15 protein-coding genes are annotated in these 20,964 nt (G+C 49.3%); 12 read left to right on the top strand and 3 right to left on the bottom strand.

Translation table 11 applies throughout. The annotated features are described in order from the left end of the window. Nucleotide 1: 1 nt before the first annotated feature. Complete coding sequence (gene fba / locus ACOJUN_RS00300) at nt 2-859, bottom strand: class II fructose-1,6-bisphosphate aldolase (RefSeq protein ID WP_422134698.1); 858 nt, start codon at nt 857-859, stop codon at nt 2-4. Nucleotides 860-1,818: 959 nt separating this feature from the next. On the opposite strand from fba, the gene ptsI reads away from it, so the two are divergent. The 12 genes from ptsI to ACOJUN_RS00240 all read left to right on the top strand — a co-directional run bounded on the left by ptsI (nt 1,819) and on the right by ACOJUN_RS00240 (nt 18,261). Then, complete coding sequence (gene ptsI, locus ACOJUN_RS00295; RefSeq protein WP_422134697.1) at nt 1,819-3,540, top strand: phosphoenolpyruvate-protein phosphotransferase PtsI; 1,722 nt, start codon at nt 1,819-1,821, stop codon at nt 3,538-3,540. A 182-nt stretch (nt 3,541-3,722) separates the two neighbouring features. Next, the gene (gene adhE, locus ACOJUN_RS00290) at nt 3,723-6,341 is read left to right on the top strand and encodes a bifunctional acetaldehyde-CoA/alcohol dehydrogenase (RefSeq protein ID WP_422134696.1); all 2,619 of its coding nucleotides are present in this window, start codon (nt 3,723-3,725) and stop codon (nt 6,339-6,341) included. A gap of 437 nt (nt 6,342-6,778) precedes the next feature. Further along, nucleotides 6,779-7,984 (top strand): 5-aminolevulinate synthase, encoded by a 1,206-nt coding sequence (gene hemA / locus ACOJUN_RS00285; protein WP_422134695.1) that lies wholly within the window; start codon nt 6,779-6,781, stop codon nt 7,982-7,984. 25 nt (nt 7,985-8,009) lie between these two features. Then, the gene (locus ACOJUN_RS00280) at nt 8,010-8,525 is read left to right on the top strand and encodes a YgjV family protein (RefSeq protein WP_422134694.1); all 516 of its coding nucleotides are present in this window, start codon (nt 8,010-8,012) and stop codon (nt 8,523-8,525) included. Between the two features lie 315 nt (nt 8,526-8,840). Beyond that, nucleotides 8,841-10,223, top strand: coding sequence for an N-acetylglucosamine-specific PTS transporter subunit IIBC (gene nagE / locus ACOJUN_RS00275; RefSeq protein ID WP_422134693.1), 1,383 nt, complete (start codon nt 8,841-8,843; stop codon nt 10,221-10,223). A 319-nt stretch (nt 10,224-10,542) separates the two neighbouring features. Beyond that, nucleotides 10,543-10,800, top strand: a complete 258-nt coding sequence (locus ACOJUN_RS00270; RefSeq protein ID WP_422134692.1) for an HPr family phosphocarrier protein — start codon at nt 10,543-10,545, stop codon at nt 10,798-10,800. A gap of 708 nt (nt 10,801-11,508) precedes the next feature. Next, nucleotides 11,509-12,516, top strand: a complete 1,008-nt coding sequence (gene gap, locus ACOJUN_RS00265; protein WP_422134691.1) for a type I glyceraldehyde-3-phosphate dehydrogenase — start codon at nt 11,509-11,511, stop codon at nt 12,514-12,516. A 393-nt stretch (nt 12,517-12,909) separates the two neighbouring features. Continuing rightward, nucleotides 12,910-14,346, top strand: coding sequence for a pyruvate kinase (gene pyk / locus ACOJUN_RS00260; protein ID WP_422134690.1), 1,437 nt, complete (start codon nt 12,910-12,912; stop codon nt 14,344-14,346). A 77-nt stretch (nt 14,347-14,423) separates the two neighbouring features. After that, nucleotides 14,424-15,404: a 6-phosphofructokinase gene (gene pfkA, locus ACOJUN_RS00255; RefSeq protein ID WP_422134689.1), complete on the top strand. Its 981-nt coding sequence runs from the start codon at nt 14,424-14,426 to the stop codon at nt 15,402-15,404. 291 nt (nt 15,405-15,695) lie between these two features. Then, a complete protein-coding gene (gene crr, locus ACOJUN_RS00250) occupies nt 15,696-16,202 on the top strand; it encodes a PTS glucose transporter subunit IIA (RefSeq protein ID WP_422134688.1) in 507 nt (168 codons plus the stop codon). A 334-nt stretch (nt 16,203-16,536) separates the two neighbouring features. Beyond that, complete coding sequence (locus ACOJUN_RS00245; RefSeq protein WP_422134687.1) at nt 16,537-17,238, top strand: hypothetical protein; 702 nt, start codon at nt 16,537-16,539, stop codon at nt 17,236-17,238. A 288-nt stretch (nt 17,239-17,526) separates the two neighbouring features. Beyond that, nucleotides 17,527-18,261 carry a copper homeostasis protein CutC gene (locus tag ACOJUN_RS00240; protein ID WP_422134686.1) on the top strand — a complete coding sequence of 245 codons (735 nt, stop codon included), beginning with the start codon at nt 17,527-17,529 and terminating at the stop codon, nt 18,259-18,261. Nucleotides 18,262-18,266: 5 nt separating this feature from the next. Here ACOJUN_RS00240 and ptsG read toward each other — a convergent pair whose 3' ends face one another. Both ptsG and ACOJUN_RS00230 read right to left on the bottom strand, forming a co-directional pair. Next, entirely contained in the window at nt 18,267-19,703 is a 1,437-nt protein-coding gene (gene ptsG, locus ACOJUN_RS00235; protein ID WP_422134685.1) for a PTS glucose transporter subunit IIBC, read from the bottom strand. A 194-nt stretch (nt 19,704-19,897) separates the two neighbouring features. Continuing rightward, the gene (locus ACOJUN_RS00230) at nt 19,898-20,902 is read right to left on the bottom strand and encodes a LacI family DNA-binding transcriptional regulator (protein WP_422134684.1); all 1,005 of its coding nucleotides are present in this window, start codon (nt 20,900-20,902) and stop codon (nt 19,898-19,900) included. Nucleotides 20,903-20,964: the final 62 nt, after the last annotated feature.

Here is a 20,964-nt window from a genome sequence, read left to right as displayed (position 1 = left end):
ATCAGGCTTTGCCTTCGGAGCCGAACTCACGGATTTTACCCATGACGGTTTCAATGATGGCTTCTTTACCCGGGCCAATGACCTTACGTGGGTCGTAAACTTCAGCGTCGTTGGCCAGGACCTTGCGAACCATGTTAGTCCAGGCGATCTGGTTTTCTGTGTTTACGTTGATCTTGGCGGTGCCACGGCTGATGGCATTCTGGATATCGGCAGTCGGTATGCCTGTGCCGCCATGCAGAACCAGTGGCACCCCCGTCAGCTCTTTAACCTGCAACATTTCTTCAAAGCCCAGATTTGGCAGGCCTTTGTATGGGCCGTGAACAGAGCCCAGAGCAGGGGCCAGACAATCTACGCCAGTGCGTTCAACCAGCTCTTTACATTCCTGTGGATCAGCGTAGATGCAGCTATCTGCAACAACGTCGTCTTCCTGACCACCAACAACACCCAGTTCCGCTTCAACGGATACGCCAAGAGCGTGAGCATACTCAACCACGGTTTTGGTCATGGCAACATTCTCTTCGAATGGGCCGTGAGAGCCGTCGATCATCACGGAAGAGAAACCGGCTTCGATGGCTTCTTTGCATTTTTCAATGCTGGAACCGTGATCCAGATGAACAGCAACCGGTACAGTAATTTTCATGCTCTCGATCAGGGCATTTACCATCGCGGTAATCACCTTGAAGCCACCCATATAACGAGCCGCGCCTTCAGATACACCAAGAATAACGGGAGACCGGGTTTTCTGGGCGGCAGTCAGTATAGCCTGAGTCCACTCCAGATTATTGATATTGAACTGGCCAATTGCGTACTTGCCTTCCAGAGCTTTTTTCAGCATTTCGGTCATGGATACCAGTGCCATAAAGGTTTCCTCGGTCAGTGGTCGGGAGAGCTGAGTCTGAATCAGTTTGAGTATCAGTCAACGATGAAGTTTGATAACACTTTCATACTGAGCCGTGCAAACTGAAATGTTTATGCTGTGATGCAAATTAATCCTGAGGCCGGAAACTTGGCTTGCCTGAAGTCTAACAAAAAAACTTTATCTTTCTCCAGTTATATAGAAAGAGAGTTTAAGAATTTTTTCAGCTTATTAATGCCTTGATCCTTTCAGGGGGCTTATGTTGACAAGAATTATATTTCCTCTTTATTAAAATAATGTTGTCGTTTAATGAAAAGAGTCATTGGGTAAGGTGTATGAAAATTCTGAGTATTTTATTGAAGTATGTCGTAAAAAAAATGCTTGCAGCGGTCTGTTGACAGGGTGTTAGGTAGTAATGCGTATATTGGCTGGAGGTCAATCCTATTAAGGTGTGGAGCAATTTTTTGTGAGAAGGTGGGGGCTTTTTTAGTATTTCCTGAAGGAGTGACACGTCTTTTTTTGGGATTGAAGTGCTAAATAACGTCGCCTCCCTGAAGCAACCCTGAATGTTAGTGGATTGATCCGGTTTATTAATGAAAAAACATTACATAGCAGTGGGCTTTTTATGGTTTGAAGGCATTCTAAACCGCTTGTTGATGGTGTTTATTTTAGTGTGGCTGTTCATCATACGGCAGGCGATTAATTAGATGATGCACTATCTTGGAGTGGGTCTCTCTATAAGCAATGAAGTTTGTAAGAAACTCCGTATTCAGGTGCACGTTTTGAAATAATTTGTCGAGCTATGTCAGGGTTTGTGTGATTGATTGCCGGTTGTATCCTGTCGCTTACAAGCCGGATACTCCGGTAGCTGAGCAGCTATGAGCCGAGAAGAGTAGTTTGCGTCACTTTTCATCATGAGAAGAGGGCGGGCGGGCTGTTTTTCCCGGCAGGTAACTTTTTGAGTGGGTAAGATCATGTTTTCAGGCATCATTGCGTCTTCCGGCGTGGCCATTGGTAACGCCTTTGTGCTGAAAGAGGTCGAAATACAGATCAGCGATGGCGTTCTGGACAACTCTGAGGTCGAGGCGGATATCACTCGCTTCAGGCAGGCCAGAGATCGCGCAGTTGAGCAGCTTGAAGCCATTCGTGATAAAACTGCAGGCAAACTGGGGGAAGAGGAAGCTGAAGTCTTTGAAGGTCACATTCTGGTGGCAACAGACGAAGAGCTGGAAGAAGAAGTTATTTCAGCAATCCGTTCGCTGAAACCGGCAGATGCGGCACTGAATGACGCCATTATGGCTAATGTCAGTATGCTGGAAGAGCTGGACGACCCGTATCTGCGTGAGCGTGTAGCGGATATCAGGGATGTAGGGCGCAGGATGCTGAAGAATTTGCTGGGTATTCCTGTGACCTCTCTGGAGGAGGTGGAAGAGGGTTCTATTATTATTGCCAATGACCTGACTCCCTCTGATACTTCCCAGATTGATCTCAAAAAGGTCTGGGGTTTTGTGACCAACGTCGGTGGTCGTACTTCTCACTCTGCTATTATGGCTCGTTCTCTTGAGTTGCCCGCCATTGTTGGAGCCAGGGTGGCGACTGACAGAATTCAGAGTGGTGATCAGGTGGTGCTTGATGCCATCAACAATAAAGTGCTGGTGAATCCTGATGCCTCCGCGCTGGATTACTACCGGACGCTTCAGAAACAGCTGGATGAAGAACGTATTGAGCTGACCAAGCTTAAGGATCTCCCCTGCGAGACCCTGGACGGTAAAGCCTTCGAAGTCTGTGCCAATATTGGTACGGTCAAGGATATCGGAGGAGCTGATCGTCATGGTGCTGAAGGTGTGGGTCTCTACAGAACCGAGTTCCTGTTTATGGACCGCACTCAAATGCCTTCGGAAGAAGAGCAGTTCGAGGCTTATAAGGCCGTTGCTGAAGCCATGGGGGGGCGGTCGGTAATTATCCGCACTCTGGATATCGGTGGTGACAAGGAGCTGCCCTATCTTGATCTGCCTGAGGAACTGAATCCGTTTCTCGGCTGGCGAGCCATTCGAATGTGCTTTGACAAGCCTGAAATTCTTAACACCCAGTTACGTGCCATTTTCAGAGCCAGTGCTTTTGGCAAACTGAAGATTATGTTCCCCATGGTCATTTCCGTGGAAGAAGCCCGTCGGCTGAATGCCATGATGGCAGCGGTCAAGTCAGAGCTCAGCAATGAAGGCGTGTGCTTTGATGACCATGTTGAGGCAGGAATCATGGTGGAAACCCCTGCTGCGGTTATGATTGCCGACCTGCTGATTGAAGAAGTGGACTTCTTCAGTATCGGTACCAATGACCTGACCCAGTACGTTCTGGCTGTGGATCGTGGCAATGAAATGATTGCTGATCTCTATGAACCTATGTCACCCGCTGTACTGCGTGCCATCAAACGGGTGATTGATTGCTCTCATAAAGCAGGCAAGTGGACCGGTATGTGTGGAGAAATGGCGGGCGATGAACGTGCCGCTTTGATACTTGCGGGTTTAGGGCTGGATGAGTTCAGTATGAGTGCTACGTCGATTCCCAGGGTTAAAAAAGTGCTCAGAGAGCAGCGTTTCGAAGCATTGCAAAAGCTGGCCAATGATGTGGTAAATCAACCTACCATCAAGGATGTACAAGCAGCCCTTGATGCATTTATTCAATGACCGACAGGGGGGGGGGGCATGGGCTCCCTTTTTTCAGAATTGCCAGAGAAAGTCAGTAGACAAGCAGTTCCGGATTAGAGTCCGATAGCCCGTACACAGTGCCCAAGAGTAAGAATATTTCGAACCAACTATGTCTTAGCGAGTGATTTTGCCTTAATAAACGACAGTGTGAGGTGCTTCTCATGGTGAGTAATAAATCAGCAGCCAAGGCCAGGGAGAAAAAACACGACAGTGCGTCCAGTGTGAATGAGCAGCTGGATGGTCTGCTTAAGCGAGCCGGGATAGCGAGAGAAAAGTACCTGAAGCTCAACCAGGAAGACGTGGACCGGGTGACACGGGCTATGGCTCTGGCAGGGCAGTCTGCTCACATGGAGCTGGCGAGAATGGCCGTTGAGGAAACCGGAAGGGGAATCCTCGAAGATAAGGTCACCAAAAACATCTTTGCGACTGAGTCCATCTACCATTCTATCAAATACGATAAAACTGTCGGTGTGATTGAAGATAATGAGGAGGAGGATTTCATGTTGGTAGCTGAACCAGTAGGCGTTGTCTGTGGTATCACGCCAGTGACAAACCCCACCTCCACCACCATGTTCAAGTCTATTATTGCTGCCAAGACGCGTAATCCTATTGTTTTTGCTTTTCACCCTTCGGCACAACAATGTTCAACAGAAGCGGCAAGAATTGTTCGCGATGCGGCCATAGAGGCAGGAGCGCCAGAAGATTGCATACTCTGGGTAGAGCATCCATCGCTGGAGGCCACTCAGAAGTTGATGACCCATCCCGAGATCTCAGTCATTCTCGCCACCGGTGGTTCAGGTATGGTTCGGGCCGCCTATTCTTCTGGCAAGCCGGCTCTGGGGGTGGGTCCGGGTAATGTGCCCTGTGTTATTGATCGCACTGCCAATATCAAGCAGGCCGCCAATGATCTGGTTCTGTCCAAGAGTTTTGATAACGGAATGATCTGTGCCTCCGAGCAGGCTGCCATAGTACACGACGAAGTTTATGCTTCTTTTAAGGAAGAGATGAAGAGGCTGAATGTCTATTTCACCTCTCCCAAAGAGACCGATCGCCTGGCTGAAGTGGTCATTATTGATGGCCATGTCAACAGTAAGATTGTGGGGATGAAGCCATCCGATATTGCTGCGCTGGCAGATATTAAAATACCGCAAGAGACAAGGGTTATCGCGTCTGAGATTGAAGGGGTTGGGCCCGAGTTTCCCCTGTCCCGCGAGAAGCTCTCGCCGGTGTTGGGCTTTCTCAAGGCCAGGGATACCCAACATGGTATTGAACTGGCCGACCAGATGCTGAACTTCGGTGGTCTCGGGCATTCCGCTGTTCTGCACTCCCAGAACGATGATGTGATTGATGAATTCTCGCTGGCGATGAAGGCCGGTCGTATTATCATTAACTCACCAAGCACCCATGGTGCTATTGGTGATATTTATAACACCAACATGCCCTCCCTGACTCTGGGTTGTGGCACCTATGGTGGGAACAGTACGACGTCCAACGTTTCTGCTGTTAACCTCATCAACGTCAAGCGCGTGGCCAAGCGCAGGGTTAATATGCAATGGTTCAAAGTGCCCAGAAAAATCTATTTCGAAGCCAACTCCCTGCAATACCTTGAAAAAATGCCCGACATTTCTCGTGTGTTCATCGTGACAGACGAGGTGATTCAGAGTCTGGGATATGTTGAAAAGGTTCGGTACCACCTGAGAAAACGTCCGGTGCCAGTGCAGGTGAGGGTATTTAATCAGGTTGAGGCCGATCCGAGTCTGGCGACTATTCGCGAGGGTGCCGAGGATATGGCGCTGTTCAATCCGGACGTCGTGATTGCTCTGGGTGGTGGCTCTCCTATTGATGCGGCCAAGGGCATGTGGTTGTTCTACGAGCAGCCAGAAGCTGATTTTGCGGGTATGGCCCAGAAGTTTTTTGATATCCGCAAGCGGGTTTACAAGTTCCCGAAACTGGGCAAGAAAGCCAGACTGGTGGCTATTCCCACAACGTCCGGAACCGGCTCTGAGGTGACTTCCTTTGCCGTTATTACCGATAAAGAGAAAGGCATCAAGTATCCTCTGGCCGACTATGAGTTAACGCCTGATGTAGCCATTCTGGACCCGAATCTGGTGCTGACGGTGCCCAAAAAGGTGACCGCAGACACAGGTCTGGATGTCCTGACTCACGCACTGGAAGCTTACGTCTCTGTGATGGCGTCAGATTATACGGATGCCCTGGCTATGAAGGCGATTCAGTTGGTTTTTGAGTATCTGCCGAAATCCTGCGAAGAAGCTGACAAGGTAGCCAGGGAAAAGATGCATAATGCTTCCTGCATTGCCGGTATGGCCTTTGCCAACGCTTTCCTGGGTATCAATCACTCTATGGCTCATAATTTGGGGCATGAGTTCCATATTCCCCATGGTTTGGCCAATGCACTGTTGTTGCCTCATGTGATTGAGTACAACGGGTGTCCGAATCCTTCCAAGGTGGCTTCTTTCCCGAAATACGATCATTACATCGCCCATGAGAAATATACCGAAGTGGCCAGGGCGCTGGGCCTGCCCTGTAAAACCCCTGAAGAAGGAGTCAAATCCCTGGCCAATGCTGTTCGTAAATTGATGAAGCGGCTGGGGATGCCTTTATCTCTGAAAGAGCTGGGGGTTTCTGAGAAAGGGTTTATGGAAAAAGTCAAAATGCTGGCTGATCATGCTTTTGAAGATCAGTGCACTACGGCAAACCCAAGAATGCCACTGATCTCTGAGCTGGAAACTTTGCTGAGGAAAGCTTATTACGGTGAGTGATCTTGTTTTTACTGTGGGGCGTTCCACACATCAGCATTGAAGGCGGCTCTGAACTATCTGGAGTCACACTGGTTCAATGGACTGTTGGCAAATGCAAGAAATCAAAGGGGCGAAAGCGAAGAGCCTAACGTTATCCGGCAAGCATTAGCCAGAGAGGCTCCGATGTTTATGGCGTGCTGGCGTATTGGCTTGGTATTAGCGGTTGGATGAGGAGGTCATTAAGTGCTGAGTGATTCAAGTATACTTCTGTGAGCACCTGATGAGGTGGTTCTTTTGGGTGAGCCCACTGGCAGGAGTATGGTCGCGAGGCTATGTCCTATCTCGAATGCAATAAGTGAATGATTATATTGGATAATTTGATGTTTTGAATTATTTCAGTTTGTTACATCTCGCAATAAAATAAGCATGAGGCATAACAAAAAAAGAGCAAATTGCTGATGTATGAAATAATGGAAAGCCAATTGGCTCGCATAAAACAATCCGGCGAATACAGAATATTTACGGACATCAATCGCATTGGAGGCAATTACCCTCGTGCGTTATCCAACGGCAAGCCCGTCACGGTCTGGTGCAGTAACGACTATCTGGGTATGTCTCAGAATGATCTGGTCATGGCCTCCGCCGTGGATGCCATCCAACAGCATGGCGTTGGCTCCGGCGGCTCTCGTAATATTGGTGGCACGCACCAATACCTCACTGAATTGGAAGTCTCGATTGCAGACTGGCATCAAAAAGAAGCTGCACTGGTTTACCCGACCGGTTACTCTTCAAACGATGCCACCTTGCAATGTTTACTGAGGATGTTCCCAGAGCTAATAATCTTTTCTGATGAAAAGAATCATGCCTCCATCATTAATGGCATTCGCTCATCTAAAAACCAAAAGCACATCTTCAGACACAATGACGCAGACCACCTCGAGTCACTTCTGAAAACCGTCGACATCGATTGCCCGAAACTGATCATCTTTGAATCCGTTTACTCTATGGATGGTGACATTGCCGACATCTTTGGGATTGTTACACTAGCGAAGAAATACAGATGCTTGACTTATTTGGATGAAGTACATGCCATAGGTATGTACGGCGCACGCGGGGCGGGTATTGCGGAGGCCTTGGGCCACGAATCGGATATCGACATCATACAAGGTACCATGGCGAAAGCCATCGGCGTGATTGGTGGTTACGTTGCTGGCAACCGAACCATTATCGACTTTATTCGCTCGTTTTCGTCCGGCTTTATCTTTACCACTTCATTGCCTCCAAGCATCGCCAGAGCCTGTTTAACCAGCATCAACCACTTGAAAGCCTCGGACTCTGAGCGCCAGAAGCTCAAGTTCAATACAGCGCTCTTGCGCGCGATTTTTGCGGAGTTGGGCATTCCCATCATGGGATGCTCAGAAACGCACATTTTGCCAGTCAAGATCGGCGACGCCCGGAAATGCAAACAAGCGGCCGATCTGCTGCTGAGCAAGCATGGGATTTACATTCAGTCGATCAACTCACCAACCGTCGAGGTAGGCACCGAGCGCTTGCGGATCAATGCAACGCCCAATCACACCGAGACGCATATTCGTCACCTCGCTGAGGCAATCAAGAGCGTGTTCGTTGAGCTAGAAATCGATCAAACTGTTGCGCTTGGGTGAGCCAGAGTGAACAAGGGTTGTAAACATGGATAATTACACGCTTTCACAGATCCTGGTATCCATCGCTATTGTGTTTGACCTGTTGTCTTTCCAGTTCAAAACACGCAAACACGTGGTGTTGTGCCTGTTTATTGCGGGAGCGTTGATTGCGACGCACTTTTACTTGCTCAATGCTTTCACAGCGGCCGTGGTTATGACGATTGCGTCAATACGCTATCTGACCAGTTACTTTACGTCTCGGCCCGGGGTAAGAAACCTGTTTTTGATTATCAATGGTGTGACACTCTTTGTTACCTACGAGTCTTTCATCAGTCTCGTGGCGTTCGTCGGCTCCTGCCTGCAAACGATAGGCGCATTCAGTAAAGACGATCGTGAGATGAGACTGATCATGATGGTGGGTGCGGTAGTTTGGTTGAGCCACAACGTTCTTGTCCTGTCCCCGATGGCCGTCGTCATGGAAGTGCTGTTCCTGCTCAGTAACATCGTGGCCTACCTGAGGTTCTACAACAAGAGCCCAATAGTGACAAAGTCCGAGTACTGAGCTTTACGTCTGTTTCATTCCAGCTAATGAACAGACATCTGGCTCCCATCGCTTAAGCACCTCATTGAGGTGCTCTCTATTGTGGTGTGTCATATATGACTACTGATGCCACATGTTCTGTTTGCTTTTTTGCTCTGGGTCAATAACCGGTTAATCTCTTTACGAAACCTTCACAACACAGTTGAACTGGTGCATTGTGACCGGTTACATTTCGTCCCAAACCATGCGCTGCCCATCAACTGTCTGCCTGTTTGAGTTCCACGGGGTTTTGATTGAGGTTTGTGCAGTGACGTTAATATCTAAGGGGTAACTATTTTGAACATTCTTGGCTATATGCAGAGATTGGGTAAGGCATTGATGCTGCCCATCGCCACTCTGCCTATTGCAGCAATCCTGTTGCGTCTTGGGCAGCCTGACCTGCTGGATATTGCCTTTGTCGCAGAAGCGGGTAACGCTATTTTCAGTAACCTGCCTTTGCTGTTCGCGATGGGTATTGCTGCCGGACTGTCAAAGGACGATGCCGGTGCAGCGGTGCTGGCGGGTGCAGTTGGCTATTTTGTCCTGACTGCCGGGGCCAAGACCATCAATGCCGACATTGATATGTCATTCTTTGGCGGCATTATTGCCGGTATTATTGCCGGTCATAGTTACAACCGTTTCCATGCGGTGGCACTGCCACCCTATCTGGCGTTCTTCGGTGGCAAACGTCTGGTTCCGATCATGACCGGTCTGATTGCTCTGGCGGTCTCTGTAGCAGCAGGTTATGTATGGCCAGTCATCCAGTCTGCCATTGATGCATTTGCTAATGGTATCTCTGAGTCTGGCCCCATTGGACAGTTTGCCTATGGAGTGCTGAACCGTGGCCTGATTCCGGTAGGTCTGCACCATGTTGTGAACTCTGTTTTCTGGTTTGGCTTCGGTGAATTCACCAATGCTGCCGGTGAGGTAGTTACGGGCGATCTGCCTCGTTTCTTTGCCGGTGACCCCACTGCCGGTACTTTTATGGCGGGCTTCTATCCGGTCATGATGTTCGGTCTGCCAGCTGCTGCGCTGGCTATGTATCTGGCGGCGCCTAAAGAAAATCGTGCCCGTGTAGGTGGTGTTCTGCTGTCTGTCGGTGCTACTGCCTTCCTGACCGGTGTCACTGAGCCTCTGGAGTTCATGTTCGTATTCCTGGCGCCAGGTCTCTACGCTGTTCATGCCGTGCTGACAGGTTTATCTCTGGTAATCACCAATATGTTTGGTGTTCTGCATGGCTTTGGTTTCTCTGCGGGTGCCCTGGATATGGCTCTGAACTGGGGGCTGGCTACCAAGCCTGTGACCCTGGTGTTCATTGGTCTGGCTTTCTCTGTTATTTACTTCTGTGTTTTCTATTTCGCTATCAGGGCTTTCAACCTGAAGACACCGGGGCGCGAAGACGAGGAGCCGGAAACAGCAGGATCTTCTGAAGCAGTCAGTGGTTCGGAGCGTGCTCTGCGTTTCATCGAACTGTTGGGCGGTGAGGGCAACCTGACCTCTGTTGAAGCCTGTATCACCCGTCTGCGTCTGACTCTGGCCAATCGTGACCTGATCGATGAAGCTGGCCTGAAAGCCGTGGGTGCCAAAGGTGTGGTGAAGCTGGGTGAAAATAACCTGCAGGTGATTCTTGGGCCTCAGGCTGAGATCATTGCGGGTGAAATAAATGCCCTGATGGCTTGACAATAGCTATTTTGCCCTGACTCAAAGAAACTTGTACCGGTCTTTCCCCGCAAAGCAGTTTAGGGGAAAATCCGGATACCTTTTTAGTCAGGGCTGTCTGATTCTTAGGTTATGGTGCGGAGTATACCTGGAGTATGTTCGACTTGCCGAATGACTGGGTGAATCAATATTTCCTGTCGGCTTACGTTCTGAAATTCAGGCTCAGCGTCTGAATTAAAGCAGACAGATAGTGTATCTTTATTCTGATGCATCCGTTTAGAGTCAGGCCTGTCCAGCCTCTTGCTTCCTGACAGGTGCTCAAGTTAGAGAGAGACCGAATATGTTTAAGAAAGATGTAGTGATCACGGCTGAGAATGGCCTTCATACTCGTCCAGCTGCTCAGTTTGTTAAAGAAGCCAAGAGTTTTGACTGTGACATCAAACTGGAAGCAGGTGGCAAGCAGGCCAGTGCCAAGAGTTTGTTTAAACTGCAGACCCTGGGGCTGACTCAAGGCTCAACAGTGACCATCATCGGCGAAGGTGATGGCGCTGAAAAGGCTGTAGAGCATCTGGCAGAGTTTATCATTACTTTGAAGTAAGCTCTTTGTTGACCTGGCCTCTCCGGCCGGGTTGTCTCTCGGAATAAAGCAGTCGTGAATCAGGAAATGATTGAGTCGTCCTCTGACGGATTAGTTTGCTGCTGCAAAAATGCCTGTAATACTAAGGCGGTTGCGGGTATTCTCTAGAGAGTATCACGTACCGGGTGTATCTGAACGAATACATCGGGCCATGTCATTCACGAGGCAATACTGAGACGTGTTCTCAAGTATGTCTGTTGGATAGCTGGCGGGTAATGCGCTCTGGTGAGTTAAATTGTCAGGTGTTGTTACTTGTTAAAATGTTCCGGATTCTCTTCAGATTGCCTTCTGTACAGAGAATTCCGGCTCTTCGTGTACTCTTTAACAGGTACATTACGATCCTCCAGTAAAGATTTGCCGGGGAACGATGTTTTCAAGTGTGCGATTATGTGTGTCTTGTTGAGCGTATTTGTAACGTCGTTCCAATCCTGTGTCAAGTCCTGGTGGTTTAATACGGATAACTTTTGTTGTGTTCCGTGAATAAAAGTGTCCTTTGGTGTGACTGTATGTTGGGCAGAGTCATCAACTCTGTTGATTGTTGAAAAAGCCTGTTAGCCCTTGTGTGGCAAGGGGGTTAGGTATTTTCACGAGGCTGAATTTACACCGGAAATCCTATTTACTAATGAACTGGCGGGTTATCCCGCTGTGACTAAGGGTATTGGAGACGTCATGATCAAAATCGCAATCAATGGCTATGGTCGTATCGGTCGCAACGTTCTGCGTGCACTCTACGAAGCAGGTCGCCGTGAAGAATTCCAGATTGTTGCTATCAATGACCTGGGTGATGCGAAAATCAATGCTCACCTGACCAAGTACGACACTGTACATGGTCGTTTCGACGCTCAGGTTGAGGAGGGTGAAGGTGCACTGTTTGTAAATGGTGACGAAATCAAGACATTCTCTGAGCGTGATCCTTCCAGTCTGCCCTGGGCCGCTCTGGGTGTAGACGTTGTATTTGAATGCACCGGTGTGTTCCGTTCCAAGGAAGCCTGCAAACCTCACTTGAGTGCTGGTGCCAAGAAAGTCATCATCTCTGCTCCGGGCAAGGAAGTAGACGCCACCATCGTTTATGGTGTTAACCACGACACTCTGACTCCTGACATGACCGTTATCTCTAACGCTTCATGCACCACCAACTGCCTGGCTCCCATTGCCAAGCCTCTGAACGATGCTCTGGGGATTGAAAAAGGCTTGATGACCACTATTCACGCCTACACCAATGATCAGCGTCTCAGCGATGTATACCACAGTGACCTGTATCGTGCCCGTGCTGCTGCACAGAACATGATCCCGACTGCTACCGGTGCCGCTGCAGCGGTTGGCCTGGTGGTTCCGGAGCTGAAAGGCAAGTTTGACGGTATGGCCGTTCGTGTACCTACCATCAACGTATCTCTGGTAGACCTGAGTTTTGTGGCCAGTCGTGAAACTTCTGCTGAAGAAGTTAACGAAATCATTGCTTCTGCTGCCAAGTCTTCCGAAGCGATGGGCAAGGTTTTGCACGTAAACCATGAGCCTCTGGTTTCCATGGACTTTAACCACAGCCCATTCTCTTCCAGCTTTGATGCCACACAGACTCGCGTTCAGGGTAACCTGGTGAAGGTTATGTCCTGGTACGACAACGAGTGGGGCTTTTCCAACCGAATGCTGGATACTGCTAAAGCGCTGCTGGGCGCCTGAATCCAGATCATTGAAAAGCCTCGCTGATCTGAGGCTTTTCAGGTTGATGCCGATGCTCTGATAACAGGGCATTGGATTCCTGAGACTGAGTGGCAAAAAGAAGAAGGTGTTTATGAAGCTGGCCGGGAATTAACCTCTCAACCTGCCTTCTGGACGATGGTAGATTAGCCTGCCATCTATAATGGGCTCAGATTGGCATACTGGCTTTCAGGTACACACTCTCCTTTTTGCTGCTTTATCAAGATAAGCAGATGCAGGAACGTTACACTTCGAACGTTCCTCACTTAAAAATTGTTGTCAAACTGCCGTATGGCATTTATGCCCCGGTCGACTCTTCCTTTAAGTAGTTTCATCGTGCTGGGTCGATTCGTGGCGAATTCGCGAGAGGATATCATGCTCAGACGCACAAAAATCGTTGCCACACTCGGACCAGCTACAGAGTCCGAAGAACAGCTCACCAAGCTGATTGAAGCCGGTGTCAACGTTGTTCGACTGAACTTCTCCCACGGTGATGCTGATGATCACCGTGTCCGTGCAGAGCGCATTCGCAATATCGCTGCCCGTCTGGGTCGCAGTGTTGCGATTCTGGGTGACCTGCAGGGGCCCAAAATTCGAATTGGTCGTTTCCAGAATGGCAAGATCTTTCTGCCCGATGGCGCTGAGTTCGTTCTGGATGCAGAGCTGCCTATTGATGCCGGTGATGAAACCCAGGTCGGTCTGGCTTACAAGAATCTGCCAAACGATTGCAAGGTGGGCGATGTGCTGTTGCTGGACGACGGTCGTCTGAGCCTGCAGGTTAAGTCGATTGAAGGTTCGCGCATTGTAACCACTACTCTGGATGGTGGTGAGCTGTCTAATAACAAAGGTATCAACCTGGCCGGTGGGGGTCTTTCTGCCGATGCCCTGACCGAAAAAGACAAGGAAGACATCAAGCTGGCTGCCTCTCTGGAGGTGGATTTCCTGGCTGTGTCTTTCGTTCGCAGTGCCAGTGATGTTGAACAGGCTCGCAAGCTGCTGGCTGAAGCCGGTGGTACTGCTGCCATTTTGTCCAAGATTGAGCGTGCTGAAGTGGTTCAAAGCTTTCAATTGCTGGAAGAAGTGATCCGGGCCTCAGACGCGGTCATGGTAGCTCGTGGTGACCTGGGGGTGGAAATTGGTGACGCTGAACTGATTGGTGTTCAGAAACAGATGATCAACGTTGCCCGTCGACTGAACCGTCCTGTCATTACCGCCACACAAATGATGGAATCCATGATTCACAACACACAGCCAACCCGTGCTGAAGTGTTTGACGTGGCCAATGCCGTTCTCGATGGCACCGACGCAGTCATGCTCTCCGGTGAAACAGCTACAGGCAAGCGTCCACATGAAGTCGTCAAGGCCATGGCCCGTATTTGTCAGGGCGCTGAAAAACATCCTGAAATGATCTCCGGAAGCAACCTGGATAAGGCCTATGCCGGTGAAACCGATGCCGCCATTGCGCTGGCTGCCATGCATGCGGCTAACCGTCTGGAAGGTGTAAAAGCGATCGTTTGCCTGACCAAAACCGGTGCGACTCCTCTTTGGATGTCCCGTGTTAATACCAGCCTGCCCATTTTTGCCCTGACTCGCTACAAAACCACCGAGCGCCGCGTTGCACTTTACCGTGGGGTGGAGTCGGTCGCTTTTGACAGTGGCAGCCAGTACGGTCCTGAAGTGAATCAGCGTGCTATTGCCGAACTAAAAGGTCGTGGCCTGCTGGAATCCGGCGACCGTATTATTCTGACCAAGGGTGAGTCCTGTGAAATTGAGGGCGGTACCAACACCATGCAGATCGTTACTGTGAAATAATTTCAGTCAATTCAGGCATGTTGACTGGGCAGCATGCCTCACGCTTTCCCTTATGGGATTCAGGAGACGAGCAGATCATGGCAGAACTAAAAAAAATTGGTGTGCTTACTTCAGGTGGCGATGCGCCTGGCATGAATGCTGCCATTCGTTCCGTAGTACGTAGCTGCATCTTTTACGGGGTTGAGCCGGTAGCCATTTATGAAGGTTACAAAGGCCTGATTGAAAACGATCTGAAGGTAGTGAATGCGCGTTCAGTGGCCAATATTATCAACCAGGGTGGGACATTCCTGAAGTCTGCCCGTTGTCAGGAATTCCGTGCTCCGGAGGGACGGGCTGCTGCTTATAAAAATGCCTCTGCCGCCGGACTGGATGGACTGGTTGTTATTGGCGGTGACGGTTCCTTCACGGGTGCCATGCTGCTGGAACAAGAGCATGGTCTTCGCTGCATTGGTGTTCCCGGCACTATTGATAACGATATCTTCGGAACCGATTTCACCATCGGTTATGACACCGCCCTGAATACCGTGGTCGAGGCGATTGACAAGATTCGTGATACCGCCACCTCTCATAATCGTCTGTTTCTGATTGAAGTTATGGGTCGTGATGCAGGCTTTATCGCATTGAACGCCGGTATTGCTGCGGGTGCAGAAGATATTTTGATTCCGGAAGATCAGAAGCCCATAGATCAGTTGATGGGCTCTATTGAAAGCAGTGGCAGAGCCGGGAAAACATCCAGTATCGTAGTGGTTTCAGAAGGTGATAAATCCGGTGGTGTTTTTGAACTGTCCCGGGCTGTGGAAGAAAACTTCCCGGCCTATGAAGTCAAAGTGACGGTGCTGGGCCATATTCAGCGCGGTGGCAAGCCCAGCTGTTATGACCGTGTCCTGGCCAGTCGTCTTGGAGTGGCTTCTGTGGAAGCTCTGCTTGACGGTGTCAGTGGAGTGATGGTGGGTGTACGTGATCAGAAGATTGTCCATACACCCTTAAAGGAAGCCATTAGCAAACACAATGAGATTGACAGCCAACTGTTGAAAGTAGCGGACATAGTTACAGTATAAAGACATATAATACTAATCGTGCTTTCTAACTTCCGTGATGAGCATGGAGATTTGAGCCTTAAGAAAAGGCGGGGTGAGGAGTCATAGTCTTAGCTGCGATGATCGCCAACGCAGGATTAAGGCTCAAATCTTCAGCGCAATAGGGAGTTAGAAAGTTCGATTGGTATAGCAGCTGTGGTCTGCCGTTTCAGCTGTTAATCTGGAAAGGAATCGGGAGTTTCAGTCAGGTTAACTGGCCTGATTACTCAAAGGCTCCTAAAATCAATGCGTTTGAAGTAGAAGGTGAAAGTGATGGGCCTTTTTGACTCTCTCAAGAAAAGTATGGGGCTGGGTGCCAGTCAGGGAACGGTGATCAGAGCACCGTTGACCGGCGACATTGTACCAATTGAAGAAGTACCTGATCCTGTTTTTGCTGACAAGGTGGTAGGTGATGGTATCGCCATTAATCCCACCGGCAAAGTCATGGTAGCCCCTTGCGATGGTGAGATTGGCAAAATCTTTGAAACCAATCATGCCTTCAGCATGGAGACGCCAACCGGGGTTGAGCTGTTTGTTCACTTTGGTATCGACACCGTTGAGCTGAAGGGCGAGGGTTTCAAGCGTATTGCCAGTGAAGGCCAGCAAGTCATGGCTGGAGATCCCATCATCGAAGTGGATCTGGACTTTCTGAAAGAGAATGCCAAAAGTATTATTACGCCCGTTGTGATCTCCAACATGGACGATGTAGCCTCTCTGGAAAAATCTTCGGGCTCTGTTGTTCAGGGCAACGACAAGCTGCTGGTGGTCAAAATGAAGTAAAACTTTACAAAGACTATTATTTTTTGAACAAAAAAATCAGCCATACCCTGAAGCCGGTTCTCTGTCGGCTTTTAAAATGTCTGGCCTTAAAGCCTTAAAGCCTTAAAGCTTTCCCTGCCAGTTAGTATCCCTGACCACCCCGTTAGTGAAGACTTATCTTCCTTCCTCTATCCTGTTTGCGATTGAACCCTTTGGGTAACTCGTTGTCTCACTATATAGACAGGTATGAATTTAGAAATGCGGTTTACGTCCTGAAAAGCAATGCGTAGTAACCGCCTGTCGTGACTTATCCCCATAATAAAAACCCTATGCGATTAGGCTGAAGGAGGTGTATATGAAAGGAATTGTGTCACTTTTAGTGATGGTGTTTACCGGTTTCCTGCTGTTGATTTTTTCATTCCAAAAAGTGTCTGTACCCACGGAAGAGCCTGGGGAGGCAGAAAGTTTGCAGGTTGTTATTGATGAGTTGGACTTTATCAGAAGCGAGACAGTGTCCAAATACCTGGACGGAGACCCGCTCTTGAATGGGGACAGCTATCTGTCTTACGACAAGGCTCGTGAGGCTCGCTTGAACAAGATGTCCCATCAGGAATTGGTTGCAGAGCTCAAGCGTCTTGAAACCCTGCAGGTCAGTCAGGCTACCCAACTTGCCGGAATCGTTCTTCCTCCGCAGGAAGAAACTGCCAAGACAGCAGAGATATGGGGCCTCGATGACATAGTCAAAAAAAGCTCAGGCAACGGGTGTATGGGAGCAAGATCAGCCTATTCCTCTTATATGTCGTCTTATTATGATGACCTTCTGAGGTATCAGTCAGGGGGATGTTTTGGCGATTTTCTTCATCCTGTGCCCTATTTTGTTATGGACCCATCCTATGAGGAATATACCGTTACAATGCCTGCAGCGATTACCGAGGGTGAGCCTGAAAGTTACAAGGTTTGGGTCAGCCCGGGTAAGATGGAAATGCTTAAGCAGAAACAGAAGCTGGACAAGATGCTGATTGATGATGTGCTCAGAATGACGGGTGAGTTGCCTTGATGGATGACTAAATAAAAGGTTTACGTCGTATGGTTAGCCGTGGCTCTGGTTAAGGGTTGCCAGCTTTCTCTTAAACTCTCCTGTTAGCTCATGAAGACCACCACTCTCAATTTTGTGAGATTTTTTTTGTAAAGACTATGATTTCCTGAGCAGTCTGTGACAATCTGGTTATTATTGTCAGAGTTGTCCTGTCTATGTTTTTAGTCACTTTAATTCAGTCACTTTAATTTAGTCACTTTAAATAGTAGGCCAGACTTCTATAACTGATATCCAGCCAGGAGTCATACATTGTCAATACCTGTTGAGATCTGCATCAACAGTCTGAATCCAGACTATGTTTACCGCTCTGCTGCAGCCGCTTACGAGGGGGGCGCAGCACGTATAGAGTTGTGTGACGATATGTCCGTGGGAGGCACTACTCCCACAATAGAAGCTTTGGAAGCCGCCCGGAAAGCCTTTCAGGATCGCTGTGGTTTACTGTGCATGATTCGTCCCCGGGGTGGCGACTTTTCATTCGGCACTGAAGAGGTTCTGCTTATGGAACAGCAGATCTGTGATGCTGCAAAGGCAGGTGCTGATGGTGTCGTCATTGGCGCTCTTGCGCCTCCCGGTAATACCATTAATCGTGATGTGTTGGGCCGACTGGTCGATACCGCCAAGACCCGAAATCTGATTGTGACTTTTCATCGTGCACTGGATGCTACGCCCAATATGTTTGAGAGCCTGGATGTACTGATTCAATATGGTGTGGATCGTATTCTGAGTAGTGGTACAACCTGGGGTTCTGCTGACGGTGCCTTTGAAGGTGTGAGGATGCTCGAGCAACTTATGTTGAAAGCTGAAAACAGGCTGGAGGTGGTCGTCGGTGGCGGGGTTGATCCGGAAAATATCGGAAAGATACTACAACAGCTGCCAGTAGCGAATCATTCAGCCAGCATTCACGCGTACAGCAGTGTTCTTGATGAAGGGGAGTTATCGGTGGAGAGAGTCCGTTCCCTGTGTGCAGCAGTAGAATCCTTTTAGCCGGTCTACATGGCCTTAATGGCTTCTTCCATCTCGGTTCGGATATTGTCGGACTGAGTACCAAAGATAGCCTGCATATTCTGACCTATCACCACTACAGCCGTGGCTCCCAGCTGTTTAATGGCCTCCTGATCAACCTTGTCAGGGTTGTTAACCGTGACTCTCAAACGAGTGATGCAGGCATCCAGATTCTTGATATTTCCCTTGCCACCAAAGGCCAGAATAAGGTCCCTGGCCAGTTCACTGGATGGAACCACTTTCGCTGATAATTCTGATTCACTTTCTCGCCCGGGTGTCTTGAGGTCCAGCAGCGTGATCATAACTCTGAAGATCACATAATAGAGGACTGCGTAGATCAGTCCCAGGCCGATAATCCAGGCGGGTCTGGTGGCTATGCTGTAATAGAGGAGATAATCGATCATGCCGTTGGAAAATGACATGGCCATCTTGATGTCGAGGTAATTGGTAATGGCGTAAGCCAGTCCGGCCAGCAGCGCATGAATCACATAAAGTATCGGAGCGACAAAAAGGAATGAGAACTCTATGGGCTCGGTGATACCAGTGAGCAATGAGGTAAGCGCCGCTGACATCATAAGGCCACCGACTTTTTGTTTATTCTCAGATTTGGCGCAATGCCAGATGGCAATGGCCGCAGCAGGTAGGCCAAACATTTTGAAAAGATAGCCGCCTGCCAGAAATCCGGCAGTAGGATCACCGGCAAAGAATCGCGCGATGTCACCTCTGAAGACGTTACCTGTTGATGGATCAATGAACTCACCCATCTCTATCTGGAAGGGCACATTCCAGATATGATGTAGGCCAAATGGAATCAGGGCACGTTCAACCACACCGTAGATAAAGCCAGCCAGAACCGGGTTCTCAGTCACTGACCATTGAGAGAAGGCGTCGATAGCCTGTTGTATAGGGGGCCAGATAAAGCTGAGGAGAATGCCAAGGAAGACGGCTCCTATGGCAGTGACGATCGGAACAAAGCGCTTTCCTGCAAAGAAGCCCAGGTAATCCGGAAGTTTGATTTTGTAATAGCGTCTGAACATCCATGAGGCCAACATACCAACAACGATCCCACCGAAAACACCGGTATCAATGGTATCTATTCCCATAACAGAACTGGGCTCAACTCCCAGCTCTGAGGCCATAACGCCCATGGTTCCCAGCATGACCACGTAGCCGACAGTTGCCGCTACTGAGGAAACACCGTCATTATCAGTTAGGCCAATAGCAGTACCAATGGCAAAGATAATGGGCAGGTTTCCGAAAACCATGCCGCCGGCCTGGGCCATGACGCTGGAGACGAGATCTGGAATAAAGTTGAAGCCCGCACTGCCGACGCCCAGCAGTATCCCTGCAACAGGCAGAACGGCTACAGGCAGCATCAGCGCCCGACCTATCTGCTGAAGTGTGCCGAATGCAGATTTGACCATTGGAGAAACTCCGGGGAGACGATTCTGATCTGAGAGCAAACCGAAGACTCGTGGATTTATGGAAGAATAGACCAAACAGCCATGAGCGTAGAAAAAAACATCTTCTTTCCTGGGTGTATTGCAAGTCCGGGCACGTGCGCCGCTGAGGGCGGCGACAGTCTAGGATGAAAGTCCTTTGACAAACTGAAGTAAAACTAACAGAGCCTTCCTATTGAATCTCTCAGGCGTAGCTCGCCCTCAAAATGGGTGCTTTCCGGCCTGCTAAAACCCTCCTCCCGTAGTCGGTTCATCAAGAGTTCTCCGGCAACTCTGGCCATCTCTGTCATTGGAAAATGCAATGCAGTGACATGTGGAGTCAGGAAAGTACAAAGGTCCACACTGTCATAACTGATGAGAGAAACGTCTTCGGGCACACGGATGTTGTTTTCACGAAAGGCGTCCATACAACCTGCCGCCATCTCTTCGCTGCAAGCAAATACAGCAGTAAAAGGTTTGCCGGTTGTGAGTAGTTGCCTGGTGCCTTCGTATCCGGCTTGTCTCGTATAGTTGCCTTCAGTGATCAGGTCCATATCCAGGGCAATATCATGCCGGGTAAGGGCATTGGCATAACCCTGGAAACGTTCTTTTGCTTTTGACTTGGCGAGTTTTCCGGCCAGACAGGCAATACAGGTGTGGCCATTTTTCAGAAGCAGTTCTACGGTGTTGTCGCTGGCTTTGATGTGATCAAAGGTGACGCAGCGGTCGGCCAGGACATCGACGTAACGATCCAGAAGTACAAAGGGCGGAGCGGTTTCTGCAATGTTAATCAGCTCATCATCACCCAGGTAACGGACGTGCAGCAGTAATCCGTCAACCCGCATGTTGATCAGGTGGTCGATAGCGGCACGCTCGCTTTCAACACTGTGCTTGCCCTGGGTGACGATCATCACTTTACCTGCAGAGTCTGCGACCTGCTGAACCTCTGCCATAAGGTCACCAAAAAAAACACCCCGGAAGGACGAGACCATCAAGCCGATGGTATTGGTGGTATTGCTCGCCAGTGACTGGGCAACAGGATTTGGATGATAATTCAGTTCGTCGATGGCGGACTCTACTCTCAGACGAGTTGTCTCCTTTACCTGTCCGGTGTTGTTCAGTACCCTGGATACCGTAGCGCGGGATACTTTGGCTCGCTCAGCGACATCTTTAATGGTTGCCATTATTGCTTCTGATCGACTTTTTTGTGAAGTGTTATCAACTCCTGAACCATTTCCCGGGCCAG

The sequence above is a fragment of the Endozoicomonas sp. ALD040 genome (assembly GCF_049275945.1).
In the GTDB taxonomy this organism is placed as follows: domain Bacteria; phylum Pseudomonadota; class Gammaproteobacteria; order Pseudomonadales; family Endozoicomonadaceae; genus Endozoicomonas_A.
The sequence above is the reverse complement of the archived record's forward strand: the minus strand, read 5'-3'. Positions and strand labels throughout refer to the sequence as shown.